The organism is Labrys wisconsinensis (assembly GCF_030814995.1).
Lineage (GTDB): Bacteria > Pseudomonadota > Alphaproteobacteria > Rhizobiales > Labraceae > Labrys > Labrys wisconsinensis.
Map to the genome: position 1 here is coordinate 165,205 of NZ_JAUSVX010000009.1, position 15,948 is coordinate 181,152.

Annotated in this window: 13 protein-coding genes; 5 read left to right on the top strand and 8 right to left on the bottom strand. The window is 67.5% G+C overall.

Translation table 11 applies throughout. The features are described from left to right. Positions 1-10 precede the first annotated feature (10 nt). The 3 genes from QO011_RS22870 to QO011_RS22880 form a co-directional block, all read right to left on the bottom strand. The gene (locus QO011_RS22870) at positions 11-316 is read right to left on the bottom strand and encodes a BufA1 family periplasmic bufferin-type metallophore (protein WP_307276952.1); all 306 of its coding nucleotides are present in this window, start codon (positions 314-316) and stop codon (positions 11-13) included. 170 nt (positions 317-486) lie between these two features. Further along, positions 487-795, bottom strand: coding sequence for an Rdx family protein (locus QO011_RS22875; RefSeq protein ID WP_307276955.1), 309 nt, complete (start codon positions 793-795; stop codon positions 487-489). Positions 796-860: 65 nt separating this feature from the next. Next, positions 861-1,988: a branched-chain amino acid ABC transporter substrate-binding protein gene (locus QO011_RS22880; protein ID WP_307276958.1), complete on the bottom strand. Its 1,128-nt coding sequence runs from the start codon at positions 1,986-1,988 to the stop codon at positions 861-863. Between the two features lie 197 nt (positions 1,989-2,185). Here QO011_RS22880 and QO011_RS22885 point away from each other — a divergent pair, with 197 nt between their 5' ends. From QO011_RS22885 to QO011_RS22895, 3 genes are all read left to right on the top strand, one after another. Beyond that, on the top strand, positions 2,186-2,827 hold the full coding sequence (locus QO011_RS22885; protein ID WP_307276961.1) for a CGNR zinc finger domain-containing protein: 642 nt from the start codon (positions 2,186-2,188) through the stop codon (positions 2,825-2,827). 264 nt (positions 2,828-3,091) lie between these two features. Then, entirely contained in the window at positions 3,092-4,438 is a 1,347-nt protein-coding gene (locus tag QO011_RS22890; protein WP_307276964.1) for a branched-chain amino acid ABC transporter permease, read from the top strand. Between the two features lie 99 nt (positions 4,439-4,537). Then, entirely contained in the window at positions 4,538-5,287 is a 750-nt protein-coding gene (locus tag QO011_RS22895; RefSeq protein WP_307276967.1) for an arginyltransferase, read from the top strand. A gap of 23 nt (positions 5,288-5,310) precedes the next feature. Here QO011_RS22895 and QO011_RS22900 read toward each other — a convergent pair whose 3' ends face one another. Together QO011_RS22900 and QO011_RS22905 are read right to left on the bottom strand one after the other, a co-directional pair. Further along, a complete protein-coding gene (locus tag QO011_RS22900; RefSeq protein WP_307276969.1) occupies positions 5,311-6,648 on the bottom strand; it encodes a sensor histidine kinase in 1,338 nt (445 codons plus the stop codon). Continuing rightward, positions 6,648-7,358: a response regulator gene (locus QO011_RS22905; protein ID WP_307277388.1), complete on the bottom strand. Its 711-nt coding sequence runs from the start codon at positions 7,356-7,358 to the stop codon at positions 6,648-6,650. Before QO011_RS22905 ends, QO011_RS22900 begins: the two co-directional genes overlap by 1 nt. A gap of 497 nt (positions 7,359-7,855) precedes the next feature. Here QO011_RS22905 and QO011_RS22910 point away from each other — a divergent pair, with 497 nt between their 5' ends. Both QO011_RS22910 and QO011_RS22915 read left to right on the top strand, forming a co-directional pair. Further along, positions 7,856-9,220 (top strand): TolC family outer membrane protein, encoded by a 1,365-nt coding sequence (locus QO011_RS22910; protein WP_307276972.1) that lies wholly within the window; start codon positions 7,856-7,858, stop codon positions 9,218-9,220. 627 nt (positions 9,221-9,847) lie between these two features. Continuing rightward, entirely contained in the window at positions 9,848-11,272 is a 1,425-nt protein-coding gene (locus QO011_RS22915) for a type II and III secretion system protein family protein (RefSeq protein ID WP_307276974.1), read from the top strand. Positions 11,273-11,386: 114 nt separating this feature from the next. Here the strand turns inward: QO011_RS22915 and QO011_RS22920 are convergent, their stop codons facing one another. The 3 genes from QO011_RS22920 to QO011_RS22930 form a co-directional block, all read right to left on the bottom strand. Then, positions 11,387-12,643, bottom strand: coding sequence for a porin (locus QO011_RS22920; protein WP_307276977.1), 1,257 nt, complete (start codon positions 12,641-12,643; stop codon positions 11,387-11,389). Between the two features lie 732 nt (positions 12,644-13,375). Beyond that, entirely contained in the window at positions 13,376-14,716 is a 1,341-nt protein-coding gene (locus tag QO011_RS22925; RefSeq protein ID WP_307276980.1) for a sensor histidine kinase, read from the bottom strand. Continuing rightward, the gene (locus QO011_RS22930) at positions 14,713-15,441 is read right to left on the bottom strand and encodes a response regulator transcription factor (RefSeq protein ID WP_307276983.1); all 729 of its coding nucleotides are present in this window, start codon (positions 15,439-15,441) and stop codon (positions 14,713-14,715) included. Before QO011_RS22930 ends, QO011_RS22925 begins: the two co-directional genes overlap by 4 nt. Positions 15,442-15,948: the final 507 nt, after the last annotated feature.

Genomic DNA, 15,948 nt, shown 5'->3' on the forward strand with positions numbered 1-15,948 from the left:
ACGTCGGGGATCAGAGCGCCGTCAGCGAGCCGTGCTTGCCGTTCGGCAAGACGATCGACTCGCACGTGCCGCCCTGGACGAACTTCCAGGAATTGCCCTGGAAATCGACGGTCGACGTGCCCTGGCAGGTGGTGCCGGGGCCGGCGGCGCAGTCGTTCTGGCCCTTCAGGGCCACGCCGAAGCACTTCTGCTTGCCGGCGGAGAGTGCCGCGTCGGCTTCGGCCTTGGTCAGGGGGGCAGCGGCGGCAAGCGTGGCGAGCGCGGTGGTCAGGGCGCCGGCCAGCAGGAGGCAGCTCGCGGTGGACTTGGCGGACATGATTCTCTCCGGTTGAGTTCCTCGACGCGCCGTTTCGACGCGCACTGGAACTTCGGAGGCTCCGCCGGGCCCGTTACGGCCCTGCTTTCACTAGTCCGTGAGTTCGGCGTGACCCGACCTGGACCATCCCCGCTCTCGGCCGGATCGTTTGCCGGCGAATTTTCCCGGGATCATCCCTCCCCCGTTCCCCGCGACCGGTCGACATGGCCGAGGTCCCGCCCGGGGTCGAGGCGGTCGCGCACGAGCTGCTTCAGCGCGCGGGAATCGGGGAAGCCGCCGTCGCGCTTGCGCTCCCAGATGGTCTGGCCGTCATAGTCGATCTGAAAGGCGCCGCCGGTCGCCGGGATCAGCGCCACCTCGCCGAGATCGGGGCCGAAGGTCGAGAGCAGCTCCTGCGCCATCCAGGCCGAGCGCAGCAGCCATTGGCACTGGGTGCAATAGGTGATGGCGATGCGGGGCTTGCTGGCGGGCTGGGTCATGAGCCGGACTCCGGTCGAATCCGGCTCAGAGTGGCGGGCCGCCGCCGCATCGGCAAGGTCGGATCTCAGTCGGCGAAATAGGTCACCTTGCCGTCGTCGCCCTTCTTCCAGGTGTACATGACGTAGTCGGCGGTGGTGCGGTCGCCCTTCTTGTCATAGGCGATGTCGCCGAGCACGGTCTTGAACACCTTGCCCGAATGCATCACCGCGGCGATCTTCTGGGCGTCGGTCGACTTCGCCTCTTCCGCCGCCTGCGCCATGATCTGTACCGCGGCATAGGAATAGAGCGTGTAGCCCTCGGGATTGAAGCCCTTGGCCTGGAAGGCCTTGACCGCGTCGGCCGCCGCCGGATTCTTGCGGGCGTCGGCGCCGAACGACATCTTGGTGCCGATGACGCCGTCGCCGCCGATCACCGCGAACTCGTCGGAGGTGATGCCGTCGCCGGACATCATCACGGTCTTGAGGCCCTGGTCGCGCATCTGGCGCACGATCAGGCCGCCTTCGGTGTGCAGGCCGCCCCACATCAGGACGTCGGCGCCCGACGCCTTGATCTTGGAGACCAGGGCCGAATAGTCCTTCTCGCCGGTGTTGACGCCCTCGTACAGCACTTCCTTGACGCCGTCGGCGTTGAGATAGCCCTTGGCGGCGTCGGCCAGGCCCTGGCCGTAAGTGGTCTTGTCGTGCACGACGGCGATCTTCTTGCCGGCATAGTGCTGCACGGCGTAGTCGGCCCAGAGCTTGCCCTGCTGGTCGTCGCGGCCGCAGGTGCGGAAGGCGTTCCACAGGCCGCGCTCCGTCACCTTCGGGTTGGTGGCGGCCGGCGTGATGAACAGGATGCCGTTCTCGGCATAGACTTCGGAGGCCGGGATGGTCACGCCCGAGTTGAAGTGGCCCACCACCAGGGTCACGCCGTCGCCGACGAACTTGTTCGCGACCGAGACGCCCTGCTTGGGATCGGAGACGTCGTCGCCGGTCTCCAGCACGATCTGCTGGCCGAGGATGCCGCCCTTGGCGTTGATGTCGGCGACCGCCTGCTCGGTGCCGTTCTTGAGCTGGGCGCCGAAGGCCGCATTGGCGCCGGTGATCGGGCCGGCGACGCCCATCCTGATCTGCGCTTCGGCGCCGCCGGCGAGCGCGAGGACAAGGCCGAGCGTCGCCGCGCCGATCGCAGCGAGACGAGGGAGAGAAGCCATGATAACCTCCATAACCGCGATTGACGGTTGACGTTGCGCAGCTTTGCAAAGGGCGCAATAACTGGCAATAGCATTTTTGGTGGTTAGTGAGCGTGTCCAGACAAATGCGCTGCGCTTTCCGTCGTCATGGCCGGGCTCGTCCCGGCCATGACGAACCGCCTCACTTATCCTCGGATAGCACCTTAGGTAACGCCCGCATGATCCAGCCCGCCCCGTCCCGCGCCGGTTCGCTGCCGCTGATCGGCAGCGAGATCGCCTTCGACTTCACCAACACCGCCTCCGGGCGCGGCCATGAGAGCCAGCAGGACCATCTGCGCTGCGGCGCCGACGTCGTGGTCTGGGCCCGCCACGCCCGTGTCCTCGCCCCGGGGGACGGGGACGTGGCAAAACAGATGCTTGCCGCGGACACGGCCTTGGCCGACCGCCTGCTGGCCCGGGCACTGGAGCTGCGCGAGACCATACACCGCACCGGCGCCGTCATCGCCGCCGGCGGCGAGCCCACGGCCGAGGACCGCGACCGGCTCACCGCCGAGCACGCCGCCTGCCTGACCCGGGCCCGGCTGACGCCGCACCAGGGCGGCTTCGTCTGGGCCTGGGCCGCCGCCGACGGACCGGCCGAGGCGATCCTCGGCCCGGTGACCCTGTCGGCATTGACCTTGCTCACCCAGTCCGACCTCTCGCGCATCAAGCAGTGCCAGGGCGAGCATTGCGGATGGCTGTTCTTCGACGTCACCAAGAACAAGAGCCGCCGCTGGTGCGAGATGGAGGTCTGCGGCAACCGCGCCAAGCAGAAGGCGCTGCGGGCCCGGCTCAGGCCGCGGGCCGAGGCGGTGGAGTAGAATCCACAAATCCTCTCTAGGCCTCCACGCGAATAAATGCTTCAAGCGCAACGTCTGCAACCCGCTCTCCCGGCCGGGAGAGGGGCAGGGGTGAGGGTCTAGACGTGTCCCCAAGAAAGTACCGCCCCAAGCAACGAGCCGCAAAGAGCTTTACCCTCTCCGGCAAGGTCTAGTCCCTCACCCCTGCCCCTCTCCCCGAGGGAGAGGGGTTTCGCGCCTGCCTCGACTTCATTACTCCGCAACGATGCCCCGACCTCCCCGCCGATGCCGCGCCCCCTGCTCCTCCTCGCCGCCCTGATCCTCGCCCTTGCCCTCACGGCCTGCGGCATGGTGCTCGACGGCGACCAGGTCAGGGTCTGCCGGCAGACGCTGCCGGCGGTCAACCCGGACGCCACGGCGATCACGGTGCTGCGCGTCGACCCTGCCCCGGCGCCCTATGCGGTGCGCCTCGCCTATCGCGTCGAGCAGGGCGGCATCGAGCAGGACCGCTTCGTGCTCTGCGGCTTCGCCGCCGAGGGCATCGACCTCGACCGCAATGTCCTTGCCCGCTTCGCCACCGAGGAGGGGCCCTATTCGCCGATCAAGCTGCACATCCTCAACCGCTACTGGCTGGAGAAGACGGCGCTCGCCACCGCGGCCGATCCCGGGCCGGGGCTCGCCGCGCCGCCGCTGATCGTGGCGTCGACCGGCATCGCCTATCTCGTCCAGGCGCTCGCCAACGCCCTGCCCTCCACCGCGATGATGATGCTGATCGCCGTCGCCTATGCCCTGATCTACGGCCTCGTCGGGCGCATCAACCTCGCCTTCGGCGAATTGGCGGCGCTCGGCGCCTACGGCGCGGTCATCGGCGCGGTGCTCGCCACCCAGGCCGGCTTCACCTCGGTGATATCAGGCCTCTTCGCCGCCGCCGCCCTGGGCATCGGCATGTCCGTCCTGCACGGCCTCGCCATCGAGCGGCTGGTCTTCACCCCGCTCGCCTTCGGCCGCGGCCAGAGCATCCTGGTGGCGACGCTGGCGCTCGCCATCGTGCTGCAGGACTACATGCGGCTCACCCAGGGGGCCGAGAACCGCTGGATCCCGCCGCTGCTCACCGCCGCCCTCCCGCTCGCCGGCTCGCCGGACTTCACCGCCACGGTGACGCCGATGCAGCTGATCGTCGCCGGCTTCACCACGGTCCTGGCGCTCGCCCTCGTCCTCCTCATGCGCCTCAGCGGCTTCGGCCGGCGCTGGCGCGCCACCGCGGACGATGCCGGCATGGCCGGCCTGATGGGCATCTCGCCCAAGGCCATGCTCGGCCAGACCTTCATGCTGGCCACGGGCCTGGCCGGGGCGGCCGGCTTCATCATGACCGTCTATTACGGCGGCGCCGGCTTTGCCGCCGGCACGATGATCGGCCTCAAGGCGCTGGTCGCCGCCGTGGTCGGCGGCATCGGCTCGATCGGCGGGGCGCTGCTCGGAGGCCTCGCCATCGGCCTGTTCGAAGCCTTCTGGTCCGCCTATCTGCCGATCGAGCACCGCGACCTGGCGGTGCTGTCGCTGCTCTCCATCGTCCTCACCCTGCGGCCCGGCGGCATCTTCGGCCTCGGCGACGATCGGCCGCGGCAGGTCTAGAGGCCGGAAAGCGGGGGGCATCCTGCGGCATATCCACCTTGCATCTTCCGGCGCGAGGCAGGCAGTGTTACGCTCCTCGATCATCGGCGGAGACCGCTTTTGAGCATCGAAATCCGCGACTCGCCGCAGTTCTACCTGACGGCGCCGACTCCCTGCCCCTACATCAAGGGCAAGCAGGAACGGAAGGTGTTCACCCATCTGGTGGGCGAGCGGGCGGTGCGGCTCAACGACCTGCTCACCCATGGCGGCTTCCGCCGCTCCCAGACCATCGCCTATCGCCCGGCCTGCGAGAGCTGCCGGGCCTGCGTGTCCGTGCGCGTGCCGGTGGCGGACTTCGTCTGGAGCCGCACCTTCCGCCGCACCCTGCGCGACAATGCCGACGTGGTCTCGGACATGCGGACGCCGACGCCGACCTCCGAGCAATATTCCACCTTCCGCGCCTATCTCGACGCTCGCCACGCCGATGGCGGCATGGCCGACATGACCGTGCTCGACTACGCCATGATGGTGGAGGACACGCACGTGACCAGCCGGCTGATCGAGTACCGCCTGTCCGGCCCGGACCTGCCGCTCAACCGCCGCGGCGAAGGCCCGCTGATCGCGGTCTCGCTGACGGACGTGCTCGCCGACGGCCTGTCGATGGTCTACTCCTTCTACGAGCCCGAGCAGCACCTGCGCAGCGTCGGCACCTTCATGATCCTCGACCATATCCGCCGCGCCAAGGCGATGGACCTGCCTTACGTCTATCTCGGCTATTGGGTCGAGGGCTCCAAGAAGATGGCCTACAAGGCCCGTTTCCTGCCGCAGGAACGCCTGGGCCCCAAGGGCTGGGACCGGGTGGAGAGCTGAGGCCCGCCCCGCCGGCGGCCCGCTCAGTCCCGGCCGGCGCCGGCCGGCAGATGGATGCGCACCTTCAGGCCCCGCGGGTCGCGGTTGGCGAGGCTGATCGTGCCGCCATGGCGCTGCACGATGTCCCTGGCGATGGAGAGCCCGAGGCCGAAGCCGCCGCCGTCCTGGGTGCGGGCCGCGTCGGCCTTGAAGAAGGGCTCGAACACCCGCTCGCGCAGCTCGGCCGGAATGCCCGGGCCGTCGTCGGCGACCTCGATCTCGATCCGGTCCGCCCGGCCGCGCAACGTTGCGGTGACCGTGCCGGCATGCTTGACGCCGTTCTCGACGATGTTGGTGACGGCGCGGGTCAGCGCCCGCGGCTGCACCGTCCAGACCAGCTTGCCCGGCCCGCGATAGGCCACGGCATGGCCGACATCGACGAATTGCGAGCAGATCGTCTGCAGGAGGCTCGGCAGGTCGACGCGGGACAGGGCCTCGGACCGGCCGTCCTCGCGCAGGTAGTCCAGCGTCTCGTCGAGCATGCGCTCGACATTGGCGAGATCCGCCAGCATGCCCTCGCGCAGCTTGTCCTGATGCACGCGCTCGGAGCGCAGCCTCAGCCGCGTCAGCGGCGTCCGCAGGTCGTGGCCGATGGCGGCCAGCATGCGCGTGCGGTCGTCGAGCAGGGCGCCGATGCGGGTGCGCATCTCGTTGAGCGCATCGGCGACCTGGGCGATCTCGCGCGGCCCCCCGCCGGCGATCGGCTGCACGTCCTGCGGCGAACGCCCGAAGGACTGCGCCGCAGCGGCGACCGCCGCCAGCGGCGCAATGATCCAGCGCACCGCATAGATCGACAGGAGCAGCACGAAGATCAGGACGATGGTCAGGATCAGCGCCGTCGGCGTCAGGAACAGGCGCCAGGGCGAGGCGTCGGTGGCGGCGTCGAACACCAGGGCGTGACCGGCGTCGCGCCGCACCACCAGCTGCTGCGCCGGCCCGGCGGGATAGCGCCGGTCGAGGATCTCGACGCCGGGGGCCGAGCGCACCTGCTGCAGCAGCGGCCAGGTCCACCACGGCCAGCCGGCGCCGCCCGGCAGCGGTTCGAGCTCCGACAGGGCGACCTGGTCGACCCTGACCCCGGCGTTGCGCACTGCGGTGAGCACGATGTCGGCCTCGGCGGGGGTCTTGGCCGCCTTGACGAACTGGGTGATCCGCACGATGCGCGAGGCCACGGCCGGCGGCGAATCGTCCGGCGGCGTCGTCCCGTAGAGCAGCACCACGATCGCCACCGTGACGATCATGCCGAGCAGCACCGAGACCGCGACCAGGCCGGTGATCTGCGTGGTGATGCTGCGCGGGACGAGGCGCTCGGCCAGGCGCATCAGGCCGTCTCCACGCCCGGCGTGAAGACATAGCCGCCGAGCCGCACGGTCTTGATCATCACCGGATCGCGCGGATCCGCCTCGATCTTCTGGCGGATGCGGCTGATATGGACGTCGATGCTGCGCTCGATCGGCCCGGCCGCGCCGCCATGGATCAGCTCGATCAGCTGCTCGCGCGACAGCACGCGTCCGGGATGGCGGCAGAAGGCGAGCAGCAGGTCGAACTCGACGCTGGTCAGCGAGATCCGCACCCCCTCGGGGTCGTGGAGCTCGCGGGCCGCCGGGTCGAGGCGCCAACCCGCGAAGGCGAGGCCGCGCTCGCGCGTCGTCGCCGGCTGCGGCGCTGCGGCGCGGCGCAGCAGTGCCCGGATGCGGGCGACCAGCTCGCGCGAGTTGAACGGCTTGGAGACGTAGTCGTCCGCGCCGATCTCCAGGCCGACGATGCGGTCGATCTGCTCGCCGCGTGCCGTGACGATGATGATCGGGATGGCGGACGTCGCCCGCAGCCGCCGGCAGATGCTGAGCCCGTCCTCTCCTGGGAGCATCAGGTCGAGCACCACCAGATCGACGCCGCCGCGCCCGAGCACCGCGTCCATCCCAGCCGCCGAGCCGACGCAGGAAACGGACAGGCCGTTCTCCTCCAGCACATCGGCGAGCAGCTGCGCGATCTCGGCGTCGTCCTCGACGCACAGGATGTGCGGCCTGACCATCGGCAGGGCGTAGGGCACGGGTGGCAGGAAGTTCTGTTCGGCGGACATGCGCCATTCTACCGACCGGCGGGGCGCGAGGCAGCGCTGCAATTGTGATTTTTTGTTGCGATATGTCAGCGCCGCCCCGGACGCCGAAACAAATCGTAAAATGACTTAACCCCGGCCCGGCGCGGCGCCGCCTATTCTGTGCTTCGACCAGGAGGGCGACATGATCCCGTGTCCGTCGGTTCGGGCGATCACGCCCGGTCCACGCGCTTCGGCGCTGGTTGCCATCCGTGCGTTTCGTGCGCTTGCAACCCGCCTGCTGCACCGGCTCCTCCGGTCGCGGCCCGGCCGCTCCGGCGGTCCGACCAGACCCTGCGACATCGGCATCGGCGGCACGGGACGTCTCGTGCCGGACCGGTTCCCATCGGGCATGTCGAGACTGGCCGGCGGACCGAGACTGGTCGCGGCGCAGGCCTGCCCGCATCGGGCTGGCTGGTAAGCGAGCCTGCCGCGTGACGAGATCCCGTTTCAGAGCGCTGCTGATCGCGGGGACCTGCCTTGCCGGCACCATCCCCGCCCAGGCGCAGTCCCTCATGGCCGCCCTCGAGCAGGCCTATGCGTCCAATCCGACGCTGAATGCGCAACGGGCGGCCGCGCGCGCCTTCGACGAGACGGTGCCGCAGGCGCTCGCCGGCTACCGGCCCACCGTCTCGGCCACCGCCAACCTCGCCGTGGGCTCGCTCTCCACCAAGGTCTCCGGAGCGAGCACGACCAGCCAGAGCCTGGTGCCGAACGGTGTCGGCCTCCAGGTCAACCAGACGCTGTTCGACGGCCTGCGCACCGCCGGCAGCGTCGCGGCCGCGGAGGCCGGCGTGCTCGGGCAGCGGGAGACGCTGCGCGGCGTCGAGCAGACCGTGCTCCTCGATGCGGCGACGGCCTACATGAACGTCTTCCGCGACACCGCCATGCTGGAGCTGCGGCGCGACAACCTGGCCTATCTGACCGAGCAGACCAAGGAGACCCGGCAGCGCTTCGTCGCCGGCGACCAGACCCAGACCGACGTCAGCCAGGCCGAGGCCAACGCCGCGTCGGCCCGGTCCCAGCTCCTCGCCGCGCAGGCGCAGCTCAAAGCCTCGATCGCCGTCTACCATCAGGTGATCGGCTCGCAGCCAAGCCGGGTGGAGCCCGCCTCGTTCGTCGAGGCGCTGCTGCCGCATTCGCTGGCGGAGGCGTCGCGACAGGGCATCGCCGCCCAGCCTTCGGTGCTCTCGGCCCAGCATGCGGTGGACGTCGCCGCCGCCGACGTTGAGGTCGCCGAGAGCGCGCTCTATCCCACGGTGACCGCCCAGGGGTCGGCAAGCCGGCAGCACGACTATGTCACCAGCGGCACCCTCTACAACCGGCTGACGAGCGCGTCGCTGGGCCTGTCGGCCTCCGTGCCGGTCTATTCGGGCGGCGTGGACTACGCCAAGATCCGGCAGGCCAAGGAGGTGCTGGCGCAGCGCCACGCCGAGCTCGACGAGGCGCGCGAGCAGGCCCGCGCCGACATCGCCACCGCCTGGGCGACGTTCGGGGCGACGGCGGCGAGCATCGACGCCGCCAAGGCCGAGGTCGATGCGGCCGAGCTGGCCCTGCAGGGCGTGTCGACCGAACAGAGGGTGGGACAGCGCACGACGCTCGACGTGCTGAACCAGCGCCAGACGCTGGTGGACGCCCGCTCCTCCCTGATCTCGGCGCAGCGCGACCGCATCGTCGCCGCTTTCACTTTGCTCGCCGATATCGGCAGCTTGAACGCGCGGGCGCTGAAGCTTGCGGTCACGCCCTACGATCCGGCCGTGCATGACCGGCAGGTGCGATCGAAATGGGCGGGGCAATAGCCCCACCCCTCCCCCGGGCGCCTGCCGATGCCGCGTTCGGACAGCGCGCGTTCGCGGTGTTTCAACGCCGACGGCCCGTGGCTGATGAAATCGCCGGCTTTCCGCCATGCCTTCCGCAGACGCACGACCACAGTGTGAAAAAATCCCACAAAAAGCCATCGCGTCACGCTTTGGGGTTGAGCCAGGGCGCCAGCAACCGCCCAGATAAACCGCGAATCTGACACAGATTCTGAAGCTTAAAGCCGGATATTTTCGTATCATTGAAGATACATATAGTTAAATCTGCAGGAATATTTAATATAATCCAAAATACAATGGCAATGACATCCATATACTATCCAGATATGAGGTAATATTATTGCATATAATTGCATAATATTCCTCGCATCTGGCCACATCGCCCGGAGATACAGGCACCATCCGATACGCCAGCCAAGCTGAGACGCCATCCAGAGAAGGGCTGGATACGATTCGTTAACCATAAATTGACCTTTTGAGGGTCCAATCTACGCATGACCAGCAAAGGCATCGCTGGAAGGGCGTCATGGACGCCCGAGCCATGCCCCACCGCCGCGCCGCCGACGCCGCTTTCCGCGGATGGCCGACTTTTGCCAGGAGAAGACAGCCATGTTGACCCAAGGACACCACAGGAGAGGCCAAGGGCGGGCGATGCGCCTGGTCCTGATCCTGGCGGCGGCGCTCCTGGCCGGCGGCCTCGCCGCCGCGCCGGCGGCGGCCCAGACCAATCTGCGCATCGGCGCCGGCGAAGGCGAGACCACGCGCCGCGTCGACATCGGCCTCGGCAAGTCGATCATCGTCGACCTGCCGCGCGATGCCAAGGAGGTGTTCGTCGCCAACCCGCAGGTCGCCAACGCGGTGGTGCGCTCGGCCCGCAAGGTCTTCGTCACCGCCGCGGGCGTCGGCCAGACCACCCTGGTGTTCATGGACCTGGCCGGCAACCAGATGAGCGCGCTCGACATCAACGTCCAGCGCGACATCAGCCCGATCGCCCGGGCGATCCAGGAGGCGGTGCCCGGCAGCGAGATCGTGGTGCGCCAGCTCAACGAGGGCGTGCTGCTCAGCGGCTACGTCAATTCCGCCGACGATGCGTCGCGGGCGGTGGCCATCGCTTCCCAGTTCCTCGGCAAGGACGGCGCCGTCGCCAACTCCATCTCGATCCGCGCCCGAGAGCAGGTCATGCTGAAGGTGACCGTGGCCGAGGTGCAGCGCCAGGTCCTCAAGCAGCTCGGCATCAACCTTTCCGGCGGCAACAACAGCGGCACCATCTCCTTCTCGACCTCCAATCCCTTCGGCCTCGCCGGAGCGATCGCCAGCGGCAACACGGCCACGATCGGCAATTCCAACTTCAATGCAACGATTCAGGCCTTCGAGCGCGCCAATGTCATGCGCGCCCTGGCCGAACCGACGCTGACCGCCATCTCCGGCGAATCCGCCAAGTTCCTGGCCGGCGGCGAATATCCCATCCTGACCAGCTCGAGCTGCGACAGCAACGGAGCGAACTGCCAGAGCGGCTATACCTACAAGCAGTTCGGCGTCGGGCTCACCTTCACGCCGGTGGTGCTGAACGAGGGCCGCATCAGCCTGAAGGTCGCCACCGAAGTCTCCGACATCGACGACAAGAACACCTTCACCACCACCGACGGCGCCGTGATCCCCGCCTTCACCGTGAGCCGCGCCGACACCACGGTCGAGCTCGCCTCCGGCGCCTCGCTTGTCATGGCCGGCATGATCCAGCAGAACACCAAGCAGGTGGTCAACGGCACGCCGGGGCTGATGAACATCCCGATCCTCGGCCAGCTCTTCCGCTCGCGCGACTACCAGCGCGACAACACCGAGCTGATGATCATGGTCACGCCCTATCTCGCCAAGGCGGTCGACCGCAAGGACATCGCCCTGCCGAGCGACGGCTTCACCGACGCCTCCGATCCCTCGACCTTCCTGCTCGGGCGCTTCAACAAGATCTACGGGGTGCGCGGCGCGCCCCCGCCGGCCGGCAAGCTCGCCGGACGCTACGGCTTCACCCTCGACTGAGCCCCCCGGCTCTGCCGAGCCCCGGCCGCGCCCTTGGCGCAGCCGCCCCACCCGGATGATCGCAAAAAGGCCCGGCGAGAGCCGGGCCTTTCCGCAAGTCGTGATGGACGACGCTCAGAACACGCGGCGGATGCGGATGCCGCCATTCCAGCCGTCGGTGTCGCCCTGGTACGTGGTTCCATCGACCGTCACCGACGAGCCGAAGTCCTTGTAGTCCTTCTTCGAATAATAGATTTCGCCACTGACGGTGAGCCCCTTGACGATGGTGTAGGTGGCGTTGATGCCGGCGATATAGGCCGTGAAGTCCGAATCGGTCGGCAGCAGGACGATGTCGTCGGCATTGCCGGCGGTGTAGTCGACATAGCTGCCGAACGCGGTGACGTTCAGGGCGGGCGTGACGTCCACGCCCAGCTCACCGGTGATCGACCATCCCTTGCCCTTGTTCTCCAGACCGGTGCCGGTGTCGTAGGCAGCTTCCGGATCGGAGAGGCCGAGATAGTTGTTGGCGCCGTCGGCATAGACGCCTTCCAAGGCCAGGTGCGCGCCGGCCAGGAACGGCAGCTTCACGCCGACGCCGGCACCCGCCGCCCAGCCCCACGTGTCGCTGCTGCTGACGCCGGTGGGATAGTTGATCTGATGGGCCGCAGCGAACACCGCCGCCTCGCCCCAGCCCTGATCGATACGCAGCTGGCCGACGATGTCGGGGAAGCGGGACCCGCCATAGGTGCCGGTGGTGCCCGCGGTACCGCCGGTCTCGCCGGTCTGATCCCACAGCGACGAGCGATGCTCGATATTGTCTTCGACCGCCAGGGTCGCCGAGAAGCCGCCGCCGAAGGTGGCGGTGTAGGCCAGCAGGTTCACGGTGGTCTGCGACGTGTAATACGGGGCGAAGATCGTATCGCCATAGTCGTTGTCGTAGATGCCGAAGAAGGTGTGGGCATAGCCGGCGGTGAAGCCGCCGAGCTGGATGAACGCCTTGTCGACGACGAAGCTGTCACGCCCGCCATTGGCGGCGGTGTTGTTGGCGTAGATGTCGAGCTGCAGGTAAGAGCGCAGCAGACCCCACTCGGTCTGGGTGCGCGCATCCCACATCACGCGGGCCTCGGTGCTGAAGTCCGTCGCATTGGTATTGCGGCCCGTCTCCGAGACGGTGTTCTTCGGCTGGGTGAAGATGTACTTGGCGCGGATTTCACCCTGCAGGCGAAGGCAGGTGTCGGTGCCCGGGATGTAGAAATAGCCCTCGCCGAACTCGCTGCAGACTTTCACATATTCGACCGGCTCCGCCTTCGTCATCGGCAGATCGGCAGCTTCGGCAGCGCCTGTCGTGACGATGCCCGCGGCAGCACCGAGAAGGAACGACTTGAGCGTCATATGTATCTCCTGAGGAAGTCTCTGTCGGATTGGATGGCACTCGAGGGCCCTCCGATCGAAGCTCAAGGGCCGCGGAAGCGCCCATGGACGTAAGCTCATCGAAGTGTCGCCGAGTTCGACCACAGGAGACACTGACCAATATTTCACAGGATTCACAATATCGCCCAATCAGAATGGCGAGATCTGGGCATTGTTTGCCAGCAAATGTGGCTAAACGGTCACATTTATATAATAAATTTCACAATGTATAAGAATTTATACACTCGAATAGCTTCCATTTTTTGAACTGTAAGGGGTCATTCATCGAGATTTGAATTCTACAGATTGTGACATCTTGTTTAAACACAGAAACAATCCCTTGCTTCCGCATTCATCGCCACCATTCCGCCTTATTCACACGACAAAACTTTGATCGTTCAATATCCTCCAAGACGTTGAACATGCCACCGCAAGAAGTTCGCGAGACCCATTGCAACTGGCTTTCGCCCCGCGCCGATCTAGACTTCGGCGCGGGGCGTTGCACATCAGGCCCTGCCGAAATGCAGGGACGTGACGGTACGGCGAACCTCGGAAGCAGCGCCGCCGCAGGTGCGCCGGCACCCGGCGTTAACCCGGCCCCGCGCCGGCGGCCCTATCCGGATGCGGCCGAGACTCATCGCCGATGGACGGCCGGACGCGTGCAGAGGCTCGGACCAAAGCCGGAATTCGGCTTTGCGCAACGGGACAGGAAGACTATTCGCGCCGCGGCAGATCCTGGAGGGATGCCGGAAGATCCACCCGTGCCACGAGCCCCTTCGTCTCCCCGTTCATCAAGGTCAATGTTCCACGGTGTGCCTGCACGATCTCGTTCACGATGGACAGGCCGAGCCCGACACTTCCGGGACGATGGGACCGGGAGGGATCGACGTGGACGAACGGCTCGATCACGTCCCGCAGACGTTGTTCCGGAATGCCGGGGCCGTCGTCCGTCACGTCGATGACAATGCCGTGGCTGCGGACGGATGTGCGGATCGTGACCGCATTGCCGAAATGACAGCCGTTCTCGACGAGATTGGTAAAGGCCCGCATCATGGCATTCGGCCGGCAGCGGAACAGGATATGCCTGGGGCCGACATAGCGGATGGCGGCACCCGCGTCCTCGAATTCGTCGCAGAGCGTCGACAGGAGCGCCCCGAGATCGAGCCACTCCTCGTCTTCCGCGCTGTGCGCGTCGCTGAAGAAGGCGAGCGTGGAGGTGACCATCGACTGCATCAGGCTGATATTCTTCAGCAGACTGCCCTGGATCTCGTTCGCGCCGCGCGTTTCGATGAGCAGGCGCATCCGCGTCAGCGGCGTGCGCAGGTCGTGGCATATGGCGGCCAGCACCCGCGAGCGGTCCTGGATCGAGCGGACGGCATGGTCCTGCATCCGATTGAAGGCCCGCGCCGCCTGCCGGATCTCCAGAGGGCCTTCTTCCCGGATCGGCGCCATGGGCGCATCGCCGCCCAGGGCGTCCGCCTTCTGCGACAGGCGACGCAACGGGCCGATCACGCGCCAGCTCGCCCAGGCGGACATGGTCGCGGCAGCGACGCACAGGAACAGGAGAGCGTCGAGAATCGGCAGCGGCAGCCTCTTGAGGAGAGCCAGCCCGGGCCTGCCGGCCTCGAATTCCAGGGTCTGATCCCCGAGCCTGGCCAAGACCTGGATCGTTTCGCCGGGCCCCGAAGCCGCCGTCTCACACGAATGGACCCGCAGGTCGAGCGAGCGATCGGAGAATTCGGTGGCCAGCGCCTCCCGCATGTCGCGCGCATCGGCACTGAGGCCGTCGCAGACGGGCGGGTCCTGCAGCAACCGGATCGACAGATCCGGCCGGTCCGCCGCGGCCACCAGGGCGCTTCGCACGCGCTCCGGCGCGAGCCGAAAGCTCTCGATGATGGTGGAGATGCGATAGGCGCTGGACCACGGCCACAGGGGCGGCGGCGCCTTGGGATGTTGCGTCGACAGCACGAGGTGGAACAGCAGCAGGGCCAGTGCGAACGAGCCGGCGATGATCGCGAGGATCTGGCCGAGCATGGTTGCGAAGAAGCGGCTCATCGCTCGAGCGCCACTCTGGCCTGGAACATATATCCGCCCGCCCGCACGGTGCGGATGACGTTGTCCAGCGGATCGGCGCCCGCCAGCTTGCGCCGCAGGCGGCTGATCAGGATATCGACGGAGCGGGCGGCGACTGCGAAGCCTTCGCCGCGCGTGAAGCCGATCAGTTCCTCCCGCGAGAGCACCTTGCGCGCATTCTGGCAGAGGGCGAGCAGCAGATCGGCTTCGGCACCCGTCAGGGGGATGCGTACGCCCGCGGGCGAGCGCAGGTAGCGACGATGCGGATAGAACGCGAATCCCGAGAAATGCAGTGCCGCATCCGCCTCTGCGCCGATCGGGCGAGGCTCGTCGTCCCTGACGAGGCCGCGGCGCAGGACCGCCCGGATGCGGGCGAGAAGCTCGCGCAGATCGAAGGGCTTGCCGACATAGTCATCGGCACCGAGCTCCAGCGCGATGGCCTTGTCCGCCGGCTCCGAAAGAGCCGACATCATGATGATCCCCGGTGCATCCGACGCGCGCAGCCGCCGGCACAGGTCGAGCCCGCTCTCGCCGGGCAGCATCACGTCGAGCAGCACGAGGTCGATATCCCCGCATGCCAGGATGCCGTCCGCCGTCTCGGCGCTTCCTGCCACCGTGGCGGCAAATCCGCGCTCCTTGAGGAAGCCGGCCAGCGGCTCGCTGATGTCCACGTCGTCCTCGACGACAAGAATGTGAGTCTGATTCAAATGCCCCCCCCGAGAGGCCGCCCCCGGGAGATGCCGGACTGCCGCGCCTTCGGGCGAGGCAGGAGCGGGCTCCAGCTGGGCGCAACGCAGGGATGATCGCGGCTGCGAGCCCGACCCGGGCGTCGCAGCAAGCCATCACCCATAAAGTGTGGGAAAATTTCCCACAAATCTGTTATGATGAACGGCCTCGCGTGTCAACGTCCTTCGTCCGGCAGGCGTGTCGACCGGGAGCGGGTGGGACCACGCAGAAGGCGCCGGGCGGACGCCCGACACCGGCGGACGCTCGCACATCTGCGATCCGGATCCAACGCGACCCGCGTCGAAACATCTCTTAACATGACTTAATCCGCGCCCCCCGCCCTCCCCGCTAGACTGCGCCCATTCGCTCGAGGCCGGCCTCCGGCGACCGCAGGGCTGGAGCAGGACGAGTGATGCGTTTCGTGGCCGAGACCGGGATCGACGAGCCGCCGGACCGGGCATTTCGACCGGGCCGCGACGCATCGATCG

Bases quoted from the DNA above. Each gene is read 5' to 3' on its own strand.
- QO011_RS22870 (WP_307276952.1), bottom strand. From the start codon at position 316: ATGTCCGCCAAGTCCACCGCGAGCTGCCTCCTGCTGGCCGGCGCCCTG.
- QO011_RS22875 (WP_307276955.1), bottom strand. From the start codon at position 795: ATGACCCAGCCCGCCAGCAAGCCCCGCATCGCCATCACCTATTGCACC.
- QO011_RS22880 (WP_307276958.1), bottom strand. From the start codon at position 1,988: ATGGCTTCTCTCCCTCGTCTCGCTGCGATCGGCGCGGCGACGCTCGGC.
- QO011_RS22885 (WP_307276961.1), top strand. From the start codon at position 2,186: ATGATCCAGCCCGCCCCGTCCCGCGCCGGTTCGCTGCCGCTGATCGGC.
- QO011_RS22890 (WP_307276964.1), top strand. From the start codon at position 3,092: ATGCCGCGCCCCCTGCTCCTCCTCGCCGCCCTGATCCTCGCCCTTGCC.
- QO011_RS22900 (WP_307276969.1), bottom strand. From the start codon at position 6,648: ATGCGCCTGGCCGAGCGCCTCGTCCCGCGCAGCATCACCACGCAGATC.
- QO011_RS22905 (WP_307277388.1), bottom strand. From the start codon at position 7,358: ATGGTCAGGCCGCACATCCTGTGCGTCGAGGACGACGCCGAGATCGCG.
- QO011_RS22915 (WP_307276974.1), top strand. From the start codon at position 9,848: ATGTTGACCCAAGGACACCACAGGAGAGGCCAAGGGCGGGCGATGCGC.
- QO011_RS22920 (WP_307276977.1), bottom strand. From the start codon at position 12,643: ATGACGCTCAAGTCGTTCCTTCTCGGTGCTGCCGCGGGCATCGTCACG.
- QO011_RS22925 (WP_307276980.1), bottom strand. From the start codon at position 14,716: ATGAGCCGCTTCTTCGCAACCATGCTCGGCCAGATCCTCGCGATCATC.